The sequence below is a fragment of the Variovorax defluvii genome (genome assembly GCF_039541515.1).
In the GTDB taxonomy this organism is placed as follows: Bacteria; Pseudomonadota; Gammaproteobacteria; order Burkholderiales; family Burkholderiaceae_C; genus Variovorax; species Variovorax defluvii.
Window position 1 is genome coordinate 166,213 of the sequence record NZ_BAABGJ010000015.1, and the last position, 15,641, is coordinate 181,853.

General features: G+C 69.2%; 18 protein-coding genes. 8 read left to right on the forward strand and 10 right to left on the reverse strand.

The features are described 5' to 3' along the window. Window positions 1-6 precede the first annotated feature (6 nt). The 3 genes from ABEA07_RS09735 to ABEA07_RS09745 all read left to right on the forward strand — a co-directional run bounded on the left by ABEA07_RS09735 (window position 7) and on the right by ABEA07_RS09745 (window position 2,086). Window positions 7-978 carry a DnaJ C-terminal domain-containing protein gene (locus ABEA07_RS09735; RefSeq protein WP_345537487.1) on the forward strand — a complete coding sequence of 324 codons (972 nt, stop codon included), beginning with the start codon at window positions 7-9 and terminating at the stop codon, window positions 976-978. Between the two features lie 4 nt (window positions 979-982). Continuing rightward, window positions 983-1,297 (forward strand): chaperone modulator CbpM, encoded by a 315-nt coding sequence (locus ABEA07_RS09740; RefSeq protein ID WP_345537488.1) that lies wholly within the window; start codon window positions 983-985, stop codon window positions 1,295-1,297. Between the two features lie 129 nt (window positions 1,298-1,426). After that, window positions 1,427-2,086 carry a hypothetical protein gene (locus tag ABEA07_RS09745; RefSeq protein ID WP_345537489.1) on the forward strand — a complete coding sequence of 220 codons (660 nt, stop codon included), beginning with the start codon at window positions 1,427-1,429 and terminating at the stop codon, window positions 2,084-2,086. On the opposite strand, the gene ABEA07_RS09750 is transcribed toward ABEA07_RS09745, so the two are convergent. The 5 genes from ABEA07_RS09750 to ABEA07_RS09770 form a co-directional block, all read right to left on the reverse strand. After that, window positions 2,083-2,787: a TetR/AcrR family transcriptional regulator gene (locus ABEA07_RS09750; protein ID WP_345537491.1), complete on the reverse strand. Its 705-nt coding sequence runs from the start codon at window positions 2,785-2,787 to the stop codon at window positions 2,083-2,085. The genes ABEA07_RS09745 and ABEA07_RS09750 overlap by 4 nt on opposite strands. Window positions 2,788-2,968: 181 nt before the next feature. Further along, complete coding sequence (mmsB, locus tag ABEA07_RS09755; protein ID WP_345537492.1) at window positions 2,969-3,865, reverse strand: 3-hydroxyisobutyrate dehydrogenase; 897 nt, start codon at window positions 3,863-3,865, stop codon at window positions 2,969-2,971. A 52-nt stretch (window positions 3,866-3,917) separates the two neighbouring features. Then, the gene (locus ABEA07_RS09760; RefSeq protein WP_345537493.1) at window positions 3,918-5,033 is read right to left on the reverse strand and encodes an enoyl-CoA hydratase/isomerase family protein; all 1,116 of its coding nucleotides are present in this window, start codon (window positions 5,031-5,033) and stop codon (window positions 3,918-3,920) included. Between the two features lie 17 nt (window positions 5,034-5,050). Further along, the gene (locus ABEA07_RS09765) at window positions 5,051-6,205 is read right to left on the reverse strand and encodes an acyl-CoA dehydrogenase family protein (protein ID WP_345537495.1); all 1,155 of its coding nucleotides are present in this window, start codon (window positions 6,203-6,205) and stop codon (window positions 5,051-5,053) included. 10 nt (window positions 6,206-6,215) lie between these two features. After that, window positions 6,216-7,739 (reverse strand): CoA-acylating methylmalonate-semialdehyde dehydrogenase, encoded by a 1,524-nt coding sequence (locus ABEA07_RS09770; protein WP_345537497.1) that lies wholly within the window; start codon window positions 7,737-7,739, stop codon window positions 6,216-6,218. Between the two features lie 103 nt (window positions 7,740-7,842). Between ABEA07_RS09770 and ABEA07_RS09775 the strand changes: the two genes are divergently transcribed. From ABEA07_RS09775 to ABEA07_RS09785, 3 genes are all read left to right on the forward strand, one after another. After that, window positions 7,843-8,739 (forward strand): LysR family transcriptional regulator, encoded by an 897-nt coding sequence (locus tag ABEA07_RS09775; protein ID WP_345537498.1) that lies wholly within the window; start codon window positions 7,843-7,845, stop codon window positions 8,737-8,739. Between the two features lie 145 nt (window positions 8,740-8,884). Beyond that, complete coding sequence (locus ABEA07_RS09780; RefSeq protein WP_345537499.1) at window positions 8,885-9,226, forward strand: cupin domain-containing protein; 342 nt, start codon at window positions 8,885-8,887, stop codon at window positions 9,224-9,226. Window positions 9,227-9,381: 155 nt separating this feature from the next. Further along, a complete protein-coding gene (locus ABEA07_RS09785; RefSeq protein WP_345537501.1) occupies window positions 9,382-9,624 on the forward strand; it encodes a hypothetical protein in 243 nt (80 codons plus the stop codon). 92 nt (window positions 9,625-9,716) lie between these two features. Here ABEA07_RS09785 and ABEA07_RS09790 read toward each other — a convergent pair whose 3' ends face one another. Next, window positions 9,717-10,355, reverse strand: coding sequence for a CoA transferase subunit B (locus ABEA07_RS09790; RefSeq protein ID WP_345537502.1), 639 nt, complete (start codon window positions 10,353-10,355; stop codon window positions 9,717-9,719). A gap of 1 nt (window position 10,356) precedes the next feature. Continuing rightward, on the reverse strand, window positions 10,357-11,157 hold the full coding sequence (locus ABEA07_RS09795; RefSeq protein ID WP_345537504.1) for a CoA transferase subunit A: 801 nt from the start codon (window positions 11,155-11,157) through the stop codon (window positions 10,357-10,359). A gap of 83 nt (window positions 11,158-11,240) precedes the next feature. Between ABEA07_RS09795 and ABEA07_RS09800 the strand changes: the two genes are divergently transcribed. After that, window positions 11,241-11,873: a LuxR C-terminal-related transcriptional regulator gene (locus ABEA07_RS09800; RefSeq protein ID WP_345537505.1), complete on the forward strand. Its 633-nt coding sequence runs from the start codon at window positions 11,241-11,243 to the stop codon at window positions 11,871-11,873. 90 nt (window positions 11,874-11,963) lie between these two features. Here ABEA07_RS09800 and ABEA07_RS09805 read toward each other — a convergent pair whose 3' ends face one another. Together ABEA07_RS09805 and ABEA07_RS09810 are read right to left on the reverse strand one after the other, a co-directional pair. After that, on the reverse strand, window positions 11,964-12,656 hold the full coding sequence (locus ABEA07_RS09805; RefSeq protein WP_345537507.1) for a nitroreductase: 693 nt from the start codon (window positions 12,654-12,656) through the stop codon (window positions 11,964-11,966). A gap of 55 nt (window positions 12,657-12,711) precedes the next feature. Continuing rightward, the gene (locus tag ABEA07_RS09810) at window positions 12,712-13,683 is read right to left on the reverse strand and encodes a LysR family transcriptional regulator (protein WP_345537558.1); all 972 of its coding nucleotides are present in this window, start codon (window positions 13,681-13,683) and stop codon (window positions 12,712-12,714) included. A gap of 179 nt (window positions 13,684-13,862) precedes the next feature. Between ABEA07_RS09810 and ABEA07_RS09815 the strand changes: the two genes are divergently transcribed. After that, a complete protein-coding gene (locus ABEA07_RS09815; RefSeq protein ID WP_345537509.1) occupies window positions 13,863-14,852 on the forward strand; it encodes a tripartite tricarboxylate transporter substrate-binding protein in 990 nt (329 codons plus the stop codon). A gap of 132 nt (window positions 14,853-14,984) precedes the next feature. Here the strand turns inward: ABEA07_RS09815 and alkB are convergent, their stop codons facing one another. Further along, entirely contained in the window at window positions 14,985-15,641 is a 657-nt protein-coding gene (gene alkB / locus ABEA07_RS09820) for a DNA oxidative demethylase AlkB (RefSeq protein ID WP_345537510.1), read from the reverse strand.

The window sequence follows — 15,641 nt, forward strand, 5'->3', positions numbered from 1 at the left end:
TCCAGCATGGACTTCAAGGACTACTACCAGGCGCTCGGCGTCGAGCGCACCGCTTCGGAAGAGGACATCCGGAAGGCCTACCGCAAGCTGGCGCGCAAGTACCACCCGGACGTCAGCAAGGAGCCCGACGCCGACCAGCGCATGCGCGAGATCAACGAGGCCAACGACGTGCTGCGCGACAAGGAAAAGCGCGCCGCCTACGACGCGCTGGCCGCGCAGGTCGCTCAGGGCCGCCACGCCGGCGGCCGGCCGGGCGAGGGCTTCCATCCGCCGCCGGGCTGGGACGAAGGCTTCGAGTTCCACCGCGGACCAGGCCAGGGCCCGGCCGACCATGCCGACTTCAGCGAGTTCTTCTCCTCGCTCTTCGGCGCGGCCGAGCGGCGCGGCGCCCAGCGCCGCCAGTACCGCGCACGCGGCGAGGACCACCACGCCGCCATCGAGATCGCCCTGGAAGACGCGATCCGCGGCGGCGAGCGGGAGATCACGCTGCGCTCACAGGTCCTCGACGATGCGGGCCCGCCCCGGTGGGAGACCCGCACCCTGAGCGTGAAGATCCCGCCCGGCGTGCATCCGGGCCAGTACATCCGCCTGGCCGGCCAGGGCATGCCCGGCCACGGCGGCGAGCCGGCGGGTGACCTGTACCTGGAGGTACGGATCGCACCCCACCGCCTCTACCGCATCGAGAACCGCGACCTCTACATGACCCTGCCCGTGACACCGAGCGAGGCGGCGCTGGGCGCGCAGGTCCAGGTGCCGACGCCCGGTGGTGGCGTGGTCGAAGTCAAGGTGCCGCCGAACGCGCGCAACGGACTGAAGCTGCGGCTCAAGGAGCGCGGGCTGGCGGGCCACCCGCCGGGCGACCTGTACCTGCTGCTGGAGATCGCCCTGCCCCCGGCCGACACCGCCGCTGCCCGCAAGGCCTACGAGCAACTGGCGCAGGCCGCCCCCTTCGACCCGCGCCGCCATCTGGGAGTGTGACGACATGGCCAACCCTTCGATTGCCAGTACCGCGCTCGGCAGCAGCCACCCGCTGCGCGCGCACGAGCTGGCGCATGCCTGCGGGGCCGAGCTCGGCTGGGTGATTCAGTTGGTCGAGGTCGGCATCATCCAGGTCCGCGGGCCGGCGGAAGGGCCGGACGACTGGTGCTTCCACAGCGCCGACCTGCAGTGTGCGCTCGATGCGCGTCGGCTCGAGCGCGACTTCGGGGTCGAGCTGGACGCCGCGGCGTTGATCATCGACCTGGAGCACGAAGTGCGCAGGCTCAAGGCCCTGCTCGCCGCCCGGGGCCTGGCATGACGGACCGCTGATATGCCCTTGGTGTGTGACCAATGCGGGACGGAGAACCGCGAGAGCGCCAAATTCTGCAAGGGCTGCGCGGCCATGCTCCCGACTTTCGTCGCGACCGGCCCCTCCGCGCTCCAAGGCATGAAGACGCTACGCCGCGCGCCCGCGCCGGCCGCGTCCGGCGCCCTGTCTGCCAGCGCGGGGCCGCCGCCCGGCCAGTTGCCGATCGAGACCCGGGCCTTCTGGGTGCGCTTCGCGGTGCTGTCGGTGGTGGTGACCACCGCTTTCGTGGGCTGGTACGCCTACGTCACGCGCAAGGTGCCGGCGGGTCCCGCCAGCGCGCCCCCGCCCGCGCTGGCGAGGGCGGCTCCCGCGGCACCGGTCGTCCCGGCGAAGCCCCCGCAGGCGCCCGTGGACGACCCCAAGCTCGGCGGGCTCGCGCCGGTGCGGGCCGCCGAGGCACTGGACCCGGCCGAGCGCATCGTGCTCCCCGGCCCGGTGCAGCCTTCGGAGCCTGCGCAGGCCGTTCACGTGCCGCGCAACGAGCCTTACGTCCAGCGCGTGGAGCCGCCGCCGAAGAAGGTCGCCGCCGTGCGCCCGGCCAGCCCGGGCCCTGACACCCGCCACGGCGCCCTGGACCCGCGCCCCGGCTGTGCCCACCTGCACTTCATCGCCGCATCGCGTTGCGAGGCCAATCAGTGCGCCAAGCCGCAGTACTACCGTCATCCGCATTGCGCCGTGGTGCGCGAGCAGACGCGACGCGACGTGGCGAGGCGCGATCCGCTTCAGCTGGGCTTCTAGCTTCCCTGCGCGGGCTGCCGCAGCGGGCGCGACAGGCAGCCCAGGCTTTCGTCGGCGCGCGCAGCCACCCTGGCGCCGAAGAGCGCGTCGATGGCCAAGCGGGCGTCGGCCCGCAGCGCGTCGACGGCCCCGGCATCGCCGGACAGATGCCGCATCAGGTACTGCTGGAACAGGCCGTCGATCACGCCGTAGAGCACCGAGGGCGGCACGGCCAGCGGCACTCCGGCCAGCTCCGAGAAGCGGGTCATGATGCGCATGACCATCCTCTCCAGGCTCTGGTCGATGTCCCGGACGTCGGCGCGGAAGGCGTCTTCGAAGAGGGCTTGCGCCCGCAGGTCGTACCACAGCCGATGCATGTGGGCCTCGCTCTGCAGGGTGTCGCCCAGCGCCCGCAGGAAGCCTTCCATCATCTCTTCGTAGCTTGCCGCGTCGGCCGTGACGCGGTCGTAGCGGGTGACACAGCGCGCCTTGTACTGGCGCACGCTGCAGACGATCAGGTCGACCTTGTCGCTGAAGTAGTAGTGCAGCACGCCATGGGAGAACTCAGAGTTCTGCGCGATCTCGCGCAGGCTGGTGCGCGCATAGCCCAGGGCGGCCAGCGTCTGGAGCGCGGCCTCGCCGAGCTCGGCGCGACGCTCCGCAAACTTGTCGACGCGCGCGCGAGATTCGCGGTCTGCCTGCTTTTCCTGGGATGAGGCCATGGCTGAGAAGACTTCGTGACACTTGTCCAGACCTTGAAAAGGATAGCACGCGTCACTGCGCGAGGACGCCGGCCGACCGTGCCGCAGGTCGTGCCGCCGCAATGCATTGCTCGATGGATTCAGGTGGCCTGCCCGAACTCCAGGCAGCACCCTGCACGTGGCCTGGAAGGCACCCGCCGGTTCAGGCGGCCTTTTGCACCAGCTTGATCACGCTGGAGAAATCCAGCGCGCCGTGGCCGGCCAGGCTGTGCGCCGCGTAGAGATTGCGCGCCAGCCCGCCCAGCGGGGTCGCGGCGCGCACCGCGGCTGCATTCTCCTGCGCCAGGCCCAGGTCCTTAAGCATCAGGTCGGTGCCGAAGCCGCCGGCATAGCCTTTGGAGGCCGGCGCGTTCTCCATCACGCCCGGCAGCGGGTTGTACTTTTCCAGCGCCCAGTTGCCGCCCGAGCTGCGGCGCATGATCTCGGAGAGCACCTTCGGGTCCAGCCCGTTGGCCACGCCCAGCGCGATCGCCTCCGAGGTGCCGATCATCAGGATGCCCAGCAGCATGTTGTTGCAGATCTTGGCGGTCTGCCCTGCCCCGGCATCGCCGGCATGGAAGATGTTGGCGCCCATCTTCTCCAGCACCGGACGCGCCCGCTCCAGGTCCGCCGGCGCGCCGCCCACCATGAAGGTCAGCGTGCCGGCGATCGCACCGCCGGTGCCGCCGGAGACCGGCGCATCGATCACCGCCACGCCGCGCTTCGCACCGGCCTGCGCGAGCTTGCGGGAAGTGGCCGCGGCGATGGTGCTGCTGTCGATCACCAGCGTGCCGGGCTCGATGCGCTCCAGCAGGCCGGGCTCGCCCTCGCTTCCGAAGTAGAGCGACTCCACGTGCTGGCTGGCGGGCAGCATGCTGATGACCACTTCGGCGCCGGCCACCGCATCGGCGGCCGATGCGGCAATGGTCACGCCTTCGGCCGCCAGCTTCTTGCAGGTTTCGGCCGAGAGGTCGAAGGCGCTGAGCGCGTGGCCGGCCTTGCGAAGGTTCAGCGCCATCGGGCCGCCCATGTTGCCCAGGCCGATGAATGCGATCTTCATGTGTGTCTCCGTTCGTTGGGTGCGTGTCGTTTCGCGGGTTTCGTGGATGCGTTCAGACCAGGCGTGCGAGCTCGGTGGGCATCTCGCCTCGCGGGCGCAGATGGTCTTCGACGAAGGCCGGCGTGATCTCTTCCAGCGTGGCGGGATGCCACCGGGGATTGCGGTCCTTCTCGATCAGCAGTGCGCGGATGCCCTCGGCGAAATCCTTGTGGGCGCAGCAGCCGAGCGATGCCCAGTACTCCAGTCGGAACACCTGCGCCAGCGACATGTGCTTGACGCGCTGCCACAGCGCGAAGGACAGGGCTGCGGAGCTGGGGGCACCCTTCGTGAAGGTCTGGGCGGCGTTTTGCAGCCAGGGATCGGCGGACTTCAACGCGCGCAGGCGCCTGGCGATGTCCAGAAGGTCATCGCCCACCATCAGGTCGTTGATGGCGTCGAAGTGCTCGCGCAGCTTGGAGACCTGGCGCTCGGCGCCCTCGCCGGCCTGCGCCAGCAGGCGCGAAAGCGTGGCGCGATCGGCGGCGCTCTCACCCTGCCATTCGGCGGCGGCGATCGATTCGAGCACCTGGGCCTTGCGCTCCTGCGGCACCACGATGTCGGCCAGGCCGCAGAAGATCGCGTCGGCCGCGTTGAGCGGCGCGCCGGTCAGCGCGAGGAACAGGCCGACGCGACCCGGCATGCGGCGCAGGAACCAGCTGCCGCCCACATCGGGGTAGAGGCCGATGTTGATCTCCGGCATGGCCACGCGGCTCTGCAGGGTCGCGACGCGGTGCGACGCGCCGGACATCAGGCCCACGCCGCCGCCCATCACGATGCCATGGCCCCAGCACAGGAGGGGTTTGGGAAAGGTGTGGATCAGGTAATCGAGCTCGTACTCCTCGCGGAAGAAGTCCTCCGCGTAGGTGTTGCGCGCCGGGCCGCAATCCAGCAGCGTCTGGTAGAGCTGGCGCAGATCGCCGCCGGCGCAGAAGGCCTTCTCGCCGGCGGCCTGCAACAGCACGCCGGCGATGGCAGGGTCCAGCGACCATTCGCGCAGCCTCGGCGTCAGGAGCCGGACCATGTCCATGGACAGCGAGTTGAGAGAGGCCGGGGAATTCAGGGTGGCCACGCCGAAGCGCTTGCCGCCCGCGGCCTGGATGGAATCGAAGAGAACAACGGGTTCGGTCATACGAAGAAGATACAGGCTCAGCGGATGTCGCTGTCGCCCTCCAGCAATTTGCGCGAGACGATCACCCGCATGATCTCGTTGGTGCCTTCGAGGATCTGGTGCACGCGCGTGTCGCGCACCAGCCGCTCCAGCGGGAACTCGCCCAGGTAGCCGTAGCCGCCGTGCAGCTGCAGCGCGTCGTTGCAGACATCGAAGCCCGCATCGGTGGCGAAGCGCTTGGCCATGGCGCAATAGGTGCTGGCGTCCGCGTGCCCGGCATCGAGCCGGCTCGCCGCCAGCCGCACCATCTGGCGCGCGGCCACCAGCTCGGTCGCCATGTCGGCCAGCTTGAACTGCAGGGCCTGGAAGCCGGCCAGCGGCTTGCCGAACTGCTGGCGCTCGTGCATGTAGCGCCGCGCCGCGTCCAGCGCGCCCTGCGCCGCGCCCACCGAGCAGGTCGCGATGTTGATGCGCCCGCCGTCCAGCCCCTTCATCGCGATGCGGAAGCCCTCGCCCTCGCTGCCCAGCAGGTTCTCCGCCGGCACGCGCACGTTGTCGAAGCTGATGGTGCGGGTGGGCTGGCTGTTCCAGCCCATCTTGTGCTCCTTCTTGCCGTAGGTGATGCCCGCCGCATCGGCCGGCACCGCGAAGGCCGAGATGCCGCCCGCACCGCCGCTGCCGGTGCGCGCCATCAGCACCAGCACGTCGGTCGAGCCGGCACCGGAGATGAAGGCCTTGCCGCCGTTGATCACGTACTCGCCGTTCTTCAGCTCGGCGCGTGTCTTGAGCGAGCCGGCGTCCGAGCCGGCGCCGGGCTCGGTCAGGCAGTAGGAAGCCAGCTTGCGGCCGCTGGTCAGGTCGGCGCCCCAGCGCTCGCATACGGCCGGCGTGCCCCAGGTGCCGAGCATCCAGGTCGCCATGTTGTGGATGGTGATGAAGGCGGTGGTCGACGGGTCGACCGCCGCCATCTCCTCGAACACCAGGGTCGCGTCGAGGCGCGGCAGGGCCAGGCCCTCGATGCGCTCCGGCGCGTACAGGCCGCAGAAGCCGAGTTCGCCGGCCTTGGCGATCGCCTCCTTCGGAAAGATCGCTTCCGCATCCCAGCGCGCGGCATGCGGCGCGAACTCGGCGAGCGCGAACTCGCGCGCGGTCTGGGCGAAGGCGCGCTGCTCTTCGGAGAGTTCGAAGTCCATGCCGCCCGGTTTACTTCAGGCTGATGGTGGTGTTCAGGCCGTGCGCGGTGGCATCGTCGAACCAGCGCGCCGTCACGGTCTTGGTCTGCGTGTAGAACAGCACCACCTGCTTGCCGTAGGGCCCCAGGTCGCCGAGCTTGGAAGCACGCGAGCCGGTGAAAGAGAACATCGGCACCGGCACCGGAATCGGCACGTTGATGCCGACCTGGCCCACGTCGATGTCTTCCTGGAAGCGGCGCGCGGCGGCGCCGGACTGCGTGAAGATCGCGGTGCCGTTGCCGTTGGGGTTGGCGTTGATGATCTCGATCGCCTCGTCGATGCTTTCCGCATCCATGAGGCACAGCACCGGGCCGAAGATCTCCTGGTCGTAGATGGACATGCCGGGCTTCACGCCGGAGAAGATCGTCGGGCCGACGAAGTTGCCCTTCTCGTAGCCCGGCACGTTGGGCTTGCGGCCGTCCAGCTCCAGCGTGGCGCCCTCGGCCACGCCGCGCTCGATCAGGGCGGTGACGCGGTCGAAGGCCGCGCAGGACACGAGCGGGCCGACGTCCACGCCCTTTTCCGTCCCCGCCCCCACCTTGAGCGACTTCGCCTTCTCGACCAGGTCGGGAATCCACTTGCGCGCATCGCCTACCAGGACCGCGGTCGACACCGCCATGCAGCGCTGCCCCGCCGCGCCGAAGCTCGCCCCGGCCAGCGCGTTGAGCGACTGGTCCTTGTGCGCATCGGGCATCACGATGGCGTGGTTCTTCGCGCCCATCATGCACTGCACCCGCTTGCCGGCCAGCGAAGCGCGGTTGTAGACGTGGGTGCCGACCTTGGTCGAGCCGACGAAGGAGATCGCCTTGATGTTCTTGTGGTCGCAGATCGCGTTGACCACCGCCTCGCCGCCGTGCACGACGTTGAGCACGCCCGGCGGGATGCCGGCTTCGATCGCCAGCTCGCACAGGCGCATCGTCACCATCGGGTCCTGCTCGGACGGCTTGAGGACGAAGGTGTTGCCGGTGACGATGGCCATCGGGAACATCCACAGCGGGATCATGGCCGGGAAGTTGAAGGGCGTGATGCCCGCGCACACGCCCAGGGGCTGCAGCAGCGTGTAGGTGTCGACGCCGTTGGCCACGTTGTTGGCCAGCTCGCCCAGCTGCAAGTTGCCGATGCCGGCGGCATGCTCCACCACCTCCAGGCCGCGGAACACGTCGCCCTCCGCGTCCGGCAGCGTCTTGCCCTGCTCGGCGGTGAGGATGGCGGCCAGTTCGCCCATGTGCTCGCGGATCAGCTGCTGGTACTTGAGGAAGATGCGTGCGCGCGCGCCGATGGCCGTCTTGCGCCAGGTCTTGAAGGCTTCCTGCGCGCAAGCCACCGCGGCATCGACCTCGGCCTGCGTGGCGAAGGGCACACGCGCCAGCACTTCCTGCGTGGCGGGGTTGACGACGTCGCGCCACTCGCTGGTCTTCGACTCGACGAACTCGCCGCCGATGAGCAGCTTGACGGTGGCGACCTTCGTCGCGGGGGTGGTGGTGGTGGCATCCATGAACTGTCTCCTGTTGAAGCTCTGAATCGTGGTCGATGCTAGCTTTGCAGTTTTGCTATGGCAATAGACAAATACGCACCCGTCATCTGCATAATTGCAAAGCATGGACTGGGACAACCTGCGCTTTTTTCTGGAGCTGGCGCGCACCGGCACCCTGGTGAGCGCGGCCCGCCGGCTGGAGGTGGATCACACCACTGTGGCACGCCGCATCCAGGCCTTGGAAAAGGAAATCGGCACCGCCCTGTTCGCACGCGAGGCAGGCGGCCATCGCCTGACCGAAGCGGGCCGGCGGCTGCAGCCGCAGGTGGAGGCGATGGAAAGCGCCTTCCTGGCGGTCGAGAGCGCGGCACCGGCGGCGCAGGAGGGCCTGTCCGGCCTGGTGCGCATCGGCGCGACCGAGGGCTTCGGCACGGTGGTGCTCGCGCCGCAACTGGCGCTGTTCGCGCAGCACCACCCGAAGCTGGTGATCGACCTGCTGGCCATGCCGCGGCTGGTGCACCTGTCGCGCCGCGAGGCCGATATCGTGATCTCCCTGGAGCGCCCGGCGCGCGGGCCGGTGGTCGTGAGCAAGCTGACGGACTACATCCTGCGCCTCTATGCGTCGGCCAGCTACCTGGACGCGCGCCCGCCCATCGCTTCGCGCGAGGGCCTGCGCGGCCACACCTTCATCAGCTACGTGGACGACCTGCTCTTCAGCAAGGAACTGCAGTACCTCGACGAGCTTTACCGGCCCGACGCCTTTGCGCTGCGCAGCACCAGCATCCTGGCGCAGCACCAGGCCACGGCGGCCGGCGCCGGCATCGCAGTGCTGCCGGCCTTCCTGGCCGAGCGCGACCCGCGCCTGCGCCGCGTGCTGCCGGGCGAGGCCAACTTCACGCGCACCTTCTGGATGTCGATGCCGGCGGAGAGCAAGCCCCTCGGACGGATGCAGGCGACCTGGAACTTCCTGCGCGAGACCGTGGAGTCGCAGCGCGCCTTGCTGCTGCCCGACGGGGCCTGAGACCGTTGGCCCACGTTGGCTCTTCATTGGCTCTCATTGGGTCTGGTGACAGGGATTCCCGAGGAAGACACTCGCCCGAGAACCAGCGGGCAAGCCGGCACGCCGTGCGATGACGGCGGCAGCGGCGCCCCTCTCACCCAGAACCATGCATGTCATCGACCACTCCACGCTGCCCAGGCTCCATGACGCCGGGCGGCAACGCTTTGCCGCAGCCCACCGCGGGCTTGGCTTCACGTCTTTCGAGCTCTGGATCGAAACACTCGAGGTGGACGCTGCTGCGGACATCCTCCCGCTCGAATCCGCCAGGGTCGTCCTGGTCCTCTCGGGGCACGGCAAGCTCTTCATCGATGGCGCCGCCCAGCGCTTTCATGCGCCTTGCAGCCTGATGCTGCCCATCGGCATCGAGGGCCGGGTGGTCAACATCGGCGCCGAGCCCCTGCGGCTCGTGACCGGATTCACTCCGGCCAACGCCTCTCCAACGGTCTGATCGGCCGCTCCGGTCGATGGCTCTTTCGCCTTGACCCGCCGGCGCGGGTGCGATGGCTCCTCTGGCCGATGTGGTCTTAAGCCCAAATCCGAACAATTCTTTCAGCGCTGGTTAGAACGAATCGACTACCGGCGCCCACTTGTTCGGAGATTTCCATGAACTCAATCGTCGGTGCCGTGCAATCACGCAACTCTGGTTTTCAACCCCTCGACGCCGACAGCTTCAAGGAGCCTGGCGCCGTGACTTTTTTCGTCGCCCGCGTCATCTACCACACGCTCACCTGGACCGCCTCCACCTGGCACAACGCCTCGCGCCTGAAGCGGATCGCGATCATCAGCCTGCTGACGACGTCCTGCAGCTTCGGTCTTTCGATGATCGTCTCCGTGCTGGCCCGCTGAAGTCGCGGGCGCACAGCAAAAAGGGCAGACCCGCACTTGCGGGCCTGCCCTTTTTTCCTGGTCCTGACTTTTCGATCAGGACGGCATCGCGCTCAACGAATGAGTTTCACGCCGGTCTTGGCCTGGAGCTGTTCGAAGCTCACGCCGTCCGCCAGCTCGACCACCTTGAGGCCCTCGGGCGTCACGTCCATCACGGCCAGGTCGGTGATGATGCGGTCCACCACACCGACACCGGTCAGCGGCAGCGTGCACTTCTCGAGAATCTTCAGGTCTTCGGTGCCGTCCTTCTTGCGCGCCACGTGCTCCATCAGCACGATCACGCGCTTGACACCGGCCACCAGGTCCATGGCCCCGCCCATGCCCTTGACCATCTTTCCCGGGATCATCCAGTTGGCCAGGTCGCCCTTCTCGCTCACCTGCATGGCGCCGAGGATCGAGAGGTTGATCTTGCCGCCGCGGATCATGGCGAAGCTGTCGTGGCTGCCGAAGATGGACGAGCCCGGCAGCGTGGTCACGGTCTGCTTGCCGGCGTTGATGAGGTCGGCGTCGACCTGGTCCTCGGTCGGGAACGGGCCGATGCCGAGCATGCCGTTCTCGCTCTGCAGCCACACTTCCTTGTCGCCGACGAAGTTGGCCACCAGCGTGGGGATGCCGATGCCGAGGTTCACATAGAAGCCGTCCTCGAGCTCCTGGGCGGCGCGCGCCGCCATCTGGTCCTGGGTCCAGGGCATGTCAGTTTCCTTTGCTGTTCTTGACGGGGGCCGGCACTTCGCTGCCGGCGGCGGCCTGGGCGATCGCGGCCTGGGCCTCGACCTTCGCGGCGGCCACGTCGACCGCTGCGCTCACGGTGCGCTTCTCGATGCGCTTCTCCGGGTTGGCGTTGAGCACGATGCGGTGCACGTAGATGCCCGGCAGGTGGATGTCGTCCGGTGCCAGTTCGCCGACCTCGACGATCTTTTCCACCTCGACGATGCAGATCTTGCCGGCCATCGCGGCGGCCGGGTTGAAGTTGCGCGCCGTCAGGCGGAAGCGCAGGTTGCCGGACTTGTCGGCCACGTCGGCCTTCACCAGGGCCACGTCCGGCACCAGCGAGCGTTCCATGACGTAGGTCTCGCCGTCGAACTCGCGCAGTTCCTTGCCCTCGGCCACCTGCGTGCCCACGCCGGTCTTGGTGAAGAAGGCCGGGATGCCGGCGCCGCCGGCGCGCAGCTTCTCGGCCAGCGTGCCCTGCGGCGTGAACTCCAGCTCCAGTTCCTTCGCCAGGTACTGGCGCTCGAACTCCTTGTTCTCACCGACGTAGCTGGCGATCATCTTCTTGATCTGCCGCGTCTCCAGCAGCTTGCCCAGGCCGAAGCCGTCGACGCCGGCGTTGTTGGAGACGCAGGTGAGGTTCTTCACGCCCGAATCGCGCAGCGCGTCGATCAGGGCCTCGGGAATGCCGCACAGGCCGAAGCCGCCGACTGCGAGCATCTGGCCGTCGGCCACGACGCCCTTGAGGGCCGCGTCGGCGGAGGGGTAGATCTTGTTCGCCATGGTTCCTCGTTCGGAAATGGGTGGATGGAAGGGTGGATGAAAACCCCGACGATACTACGTATAGGCATACGTAGTATTTCGTAATGGACACACCGGACACGGCAGTCGCCGCGGATACGGCAGACACCGCAGCCACGACGGACAACGGCCTCACCGCCATCGACTACCGGCTCGCCTTCGAGCTGGCCCCCGTGGGCATGGTGCTCTCGCGCCACCGGATCATCGTGGATTGCAACGCGCGCGTGTGCGAGATGTTCGGCGCCACGCGCGAGATGCTGGTCGGCCAGTCCTTCCGCGTGCTGTATCCGAGCGTCGCCGAATTCGAGCGGATCGGCAAGCGGATGGAACCCATCCTCAATGCCAGCGGCCGCTACGCCGACAACCGGATGATGCGGCGCGTGGGCGACCTGCACGGCGCCTTCGCGGGCGAGACCTTCTGGTGCCATGTGAGCGGCCAGGCGCTCAACCGCGCGGCCCCGCACGAGGCCGGCATCTGGATCTTCGAGGACCTGGGTTCGCGCCGCGCGGTCAAGGCCGAACTCACGCCGCGCGAGCGCGAGGTGGCGGCGCAGCTCATGAAGGGCCTGACCTCCAAGCAGATCGGCCGCGCGCTGGGCATCAGCCACCGCACGGTGGAGATCCACCGCGCGCGGCTGATGCGCAAGTACGCCGCGGCCACGGCCGCGGAACTGGCCCAGAAGCTGATCGCCGGATGAGCATGCGTCCGGCAGGCGTTGCAGCATGGTGCTGCTCTCCGCAGGCTGCCTGCAGCCCGATGGCGCGCGACCGACGGACCGCGCCCCGCCTCACAGCCCCCGAAAAACGGCGAACTCGCCCACCGCCGCGCGCGGCATGCGGAGCCGGTTCACCGGCGCCTCCGGGTCCGCATGACCGAGCGACATGCCGCACACCACCGTCCGGCCCTGAGGCAGGTCCAGCAGGTCCGCGATGACCGGCTCGTGCCGCACGAAAGACACCTGCGGGCAGGTGTCCAGCCCGCGCGCCCGCGCGGCGATCATCAGCGTCTGCAGGAACATGCCGAAGTCCGCCCAGCTGTGCCGGGTCAGGCCGCGGTCGATGGTGAAGATCAGCCCGACCGGCGCATCGAAGAAGGCGAAGTTGCGGCCGGATTGCCGGGCGCGCGCTGCGGCATCCGCGCGATCGATGCCCAGGGCGCCGTAGTAGCGCACGCCGAAGTCCGCCTGGCGCGACGCGCAGTCCTGCGGCAGCTCGGCCGGGAAATGCGCGGACGGCGGCAGCGCATCGGCCTCGTGGGAGCGGCGCAGCGCTTCGCACAGATGGCGCTTCGGCTCGCCGGCCAGCACATGCACGAACCAGGGTTGCGTGTTGGAGTTGCTCGGCGCGCTGCGGGCCACGTCCAGCAGCTCGGCCACCACCGCGCGCGGCACGGGCGTGGGCAGGAAGGCACGCACGCTCCGCCGGGAGCGGATCACCGCATCGACGATAGCGGGGACGGCAACAGGGTCTGTGTTCGTCATGCCGCGATGGTGCATCGGCCCCGCCGCGCCGGCCACTGAACTTTGCGCAAGCCCGTCATGCACGAAACGACATCGCCTGCTCGGCGAGTTGCTCGCGCAGCCACAGGTGCGCCGGATCGTGCTCGTGCCGGCGGTGCCAGACCGCACGCACCACCGCATGCTGCGTCGCATAGGGCAGCGGCTTCGACAGCAGCTCGCGCCGCGCCACGAAGGAGCGCGCCAGCGGTGCCGGGACGATCGAGACCATGTCGCTGTCCACCAGCAGGTCCGGCACCGCCAGGGAATGCGGCACGGTGAGACGGAAGCGCGGGCGCAGGCCGGCCGCGGCCAGGGCTTCCTCCAGCGCCGAACGGTCGAACATCTCGGACTGGCGCGCCAGGCCGCGCTCCAGGATGAAGCCGCTGACCGCGCCCTCCTCCTGCCCGCCGAGCGAGACGGTCAGCAGCGCAAAGGCCGCGAGGTCCTCGATGCGCGGCTTGCGCCGGGCCAGCGGATGACCGCGACGAAACACCAGCACATCGTCCTGCAGCCACAGGCGCGCACTCTGGAAGCGCGCCGGCACCTCGGCGAAGATGCCCAGGGCGATGTCGATGCGCCCCACGTCGAGCTGCTCGGCCAGGTCCAGCCTCGTCGAAGGGCGCACGACCAGGTCGGACGACGGCGCCAGCGCCGCCATGCGCTCGCTCAGCCTGGCCAGCAGCACCGAGGTCACGTAGTCGTTGGCCGCCACCACGAAGCGATGCGAGGTGGTCGCAGGATCGAAGGCCTGCACGCCCAGTGTGTCGTGGATGCGGCGCAGCGCCTCGCGCAGCGGCGCCTCCATGGCCAGCGCGCGGGCGGTCGGCGCCATGCCCTTGGGCGTGCGCACGAAGAGCTCGTCCTGCAGCGCCTCGCGCAGCCGCGCCAGCGCATGGCTGATGGCCGACTGGCTCAGGTGCAGGCGCTTGCCTGCGCGCAACAGGTTGCGGTCTTCGAAGACGGCATCGAAGACGCGCAGCAGATTCAGGTCGATGCGTCTCGCGTTCAGCGCGGCCTGCGCTTTGCTGATCACCGGCGTACCTTCGCCTCCGGCTGAGGAATTCGCCTTCGGAACGGCCGTGCGGCTCATGTTGCACCTCGTGCATGTGGCGGTTGCAGATTCATCGCTTCCGGCGGCGGCACTGCGCTGGCAATGTGCGGCCCATACCGAACGACATGGAGCCCGCGATGAACGAACTCTCCCGGCGGCGATTCGCCGAGTATGTAGCAGGCCTGCCCCTGGCTTCCTTGCTCGCCGCACCGGCGCGGGCCCAGCAGGACGGCGCACCGGGCCGCATCGTCGTCGGCTATCCGGCCGGCGGCACCATGGACCAGACCGCGCGCCGGCTGGCCGAGGCCTGGCGCACGCAGCAGCGCGCCTACCTGGTGGACAACCGCCCCGGTGCCGCCGGCCGCATCGCCACCGCCCAGATGAAGCGCGAGCGTCCGGACGGCAGCGTGGTGCTGTGCACCCAGACCTCCGCGATGACCATCTACCCGCATGTCTACACGCGGCTGGCCTACGACCCGGTGCGCGACCTGCGGCCGGTGGCCGAGCTGGCGGCCTCGACCTGCGTGCTGGCGATCAGCACCGCGGTGCCCGCCGAGGTGCGCACGCTCGCCGACTACGTGCGCTGGCTCAAGGCGAACGAGGCCGGGCGCAGCTATGCCTCTCCCGCCGCCGGCTCGCTGGCCCAGTTCCTCGGCTTCCGCTTCTCGCAGGCATCGGGCGTGCCGCTGGCCCATGTGCCCTACCGCGGCTCCGCGCCGGCCCTGCAGGACCTGCTGGGCGGCCAGGTGCCCGCCTACCTCGGATTCGTCGGCGACTTCCTGCAGTACCTGGGCAGCGGCAAGCTGCGGCTGCTGGCCGTCAGCAGCGAGCGCCGCTCGCGCTTCCTCAAGGACGTGCCCACCTTCGCCGAGCAGGGCTTCGGCACCGTGGTCGGCGTGGAAGGCTACGGCCTGTTCGCCCCGGCGGGCACGCCCGACGAGGTGATCACCGCCCTGGCGGCCGCGACGCGCACCGCCGCGGCCGACAAGACGCTGATCGGCGGCCTCGAACAGGTGGGACTGGAGGCCGTCTACATCGGCCCGGCCGAATACACGAAGACCATGGCCGCCGAGCGCGACAAGTGGAAGCCCATCGTGGCCGCCTCCGGCTTCAAGGCCGACGAATGACAGGGATCACACGACCCACACGGCCGACCCAACCTGGAACATCCATGACCGACGAGCAACAGCTCATCGCCACCAGCCTCCCTGCCGGCCGGGCGGATCTCCTACGACATCCAGCCGCCGGCCTGAGAAGTCTCATCCGGCCTTGCGGAAGGTCAGGTTGATGCGGCAGCCTCCCGTCAGAGCATGCACGCCCTCTTTCACCGGCAGCACGCCGTGGTAATGCAGGCGCGACGGTCCGCCCCAGACGACCACGTCGCCATGCGCGAGCGGCACGCGCTGCGCCTTGTCGGAGCGCTTCGGTCCGCCGAACAGGAATACGGCCGGCAGGCCCAGCGAGACCGAGACGATCGGCCAGTCGTAGTGGCCTTCATCGCGGTCCTGGTGCAGCGACAGGCGCGTGCCGGGCTCGTAGCGGTTGATCAGACATGCGTCGGGCGAGAAGCCCTCGAAGCCTCCCGCGCGTGCCGCGGCCACGGCCAGGTCGCGAAAGGCGGCAGGCATCGCGGGCCAGGGATGCCCGCTCTGCGGGTCCTTGGCGTCGTAGCGGTAGCCGGCGAGGTCCGACACCCAACCCAGCGCGCCGCAGTTGCTCATCGCCACCGACATGCGAAAGCCGCCGGGCGTGACCAGGTGGCGCAGCGGCGCCTGCGCGAGGACCTGCGCCACGCCGGCCAGCAGGGCCTCATCGCAGGACCGGGCGAAGCGGCGCAAGAGCACGGCGCCAGGCGCCAGCGGCTGCGTTGCGGGCAGGCTGTCGTCGTCCGGCGTGTCGAAGAGGTCGGGTGTCAT

Coding starts and splice junctions, on each gene's coding strand:
- ABEA07_RS09735 (WP_345537487.1), top strand. CDS start 7: ATGGACTTCAAGGACTACTACCAGGCGCTCGGCGTCGAGCGCACCGCT.
- ABEA07_RS09740 (WP_345537488.1), top strand. CDS start 983: ATGGCCAACCCTTCGATTGCCAGTACCGCGCTCGGCAGCAGCCACCCG.
- ABEA07_RS09745 (WP_345537489.1), top strand. CDS start 1,427: ATGAAGACGCTACGCCGCGCGCCCGCGCCGGCCGCGTCCGGCGCCCTG.
- ABEA07_RS09750 (WP_345537491.1), bottom strand. CDS start 2,787: ATGGCCTCATCCCAGGAAAAGCAGGCAGACCGCGAATCTCGCGCGCGC.
- mmsB (WP_345537492.1), bottom strand. CDS start 3,865: ATGAAGATCGCATTCATCGGCCTGGGCAACATGGGCGGCCCGATGGCG.
- ABEA07_RS09760 (WP_345537493.1), bottom strand. CDS start 5,033: ATGACCGAACCCGTTGTTCTCTTCGATTCCATCCAGGCCGCGGGCGGC.
- ABEA07_RS09765 (WP_345537495.1), bottom strand. CDS start 6,205: ATGGACTTCGAACTCTCCGAAGAGCAGCGCGCCTTCGCCCAGACCGCG.
- ABEA07_RS09770 (WP_345537497.1), bottom strand. CDS start 7,739: ATGGATGCCACCACCACCACCCCCGCGACGAAGGTCGCCACCGTCAAG.
- ABEA07_RS09775 (WP_345537498.1), top strand. CDS start 7,843: ATGGACTGGGACAACCTGCGCTTTTTTCTGGAGCTGGCGCGCACCGGC.
- ABEA07_RS09780 (WP_345537499.1), top strand. CDS start 8,885: ATGCATGTCATCGACCACTCCACGCTGCCCAGGCTCCATGACGCCGGG.
- ABEA07_RS09785 (WP_345537501.1), top strand. CDS start 9,382: ATGAACTCAATCGTCGGTGCCGTGCAATCACGCAACTCTGGTTTTCAA.
- ABEA07_RS09790 (WP_345537502.1), bottom strand. CDS start 10,355: ATGCCCTGGACCCAGGACCAGATGGCGGCGCGCGCCGCCCAGGAGCTC.
- ABEA07_RS09795 (WP_345537504.1), bottom strand. CDS start 11,157: ATGGCGAACAAGATCTACCCCTCCGCCGACGCGGCCCTCAAGGGCGTC.
- ABEA07_RS09800 (WP_345537505.1), top strand. CDS start 11,241: ATGGACACACCGGACACGGCAGTCGCCGCGGATACGGCAGACACCGCA.
- ABEA07_RS09805 (WP_345537507.1), bottom strand. CDS start 12,656: ATGACGAACACAGACCCTGTTGCCGTCCCCGCTATCGTCGATGCGGTG.
- ABEA07_RS09815 (WP_345537509.1), top strand. CDS start 13,863: ATGAACGAACTCTCCCGGCGGCGATTCGCCGAGTATGTAGCAGGCCTG.
- alkB (WP_345537510.1), bottom strand. CDS start 15,641: ATGACACCCGACCTCTTCGACACGCCGGACGACGACAGCCTGCCCGCA.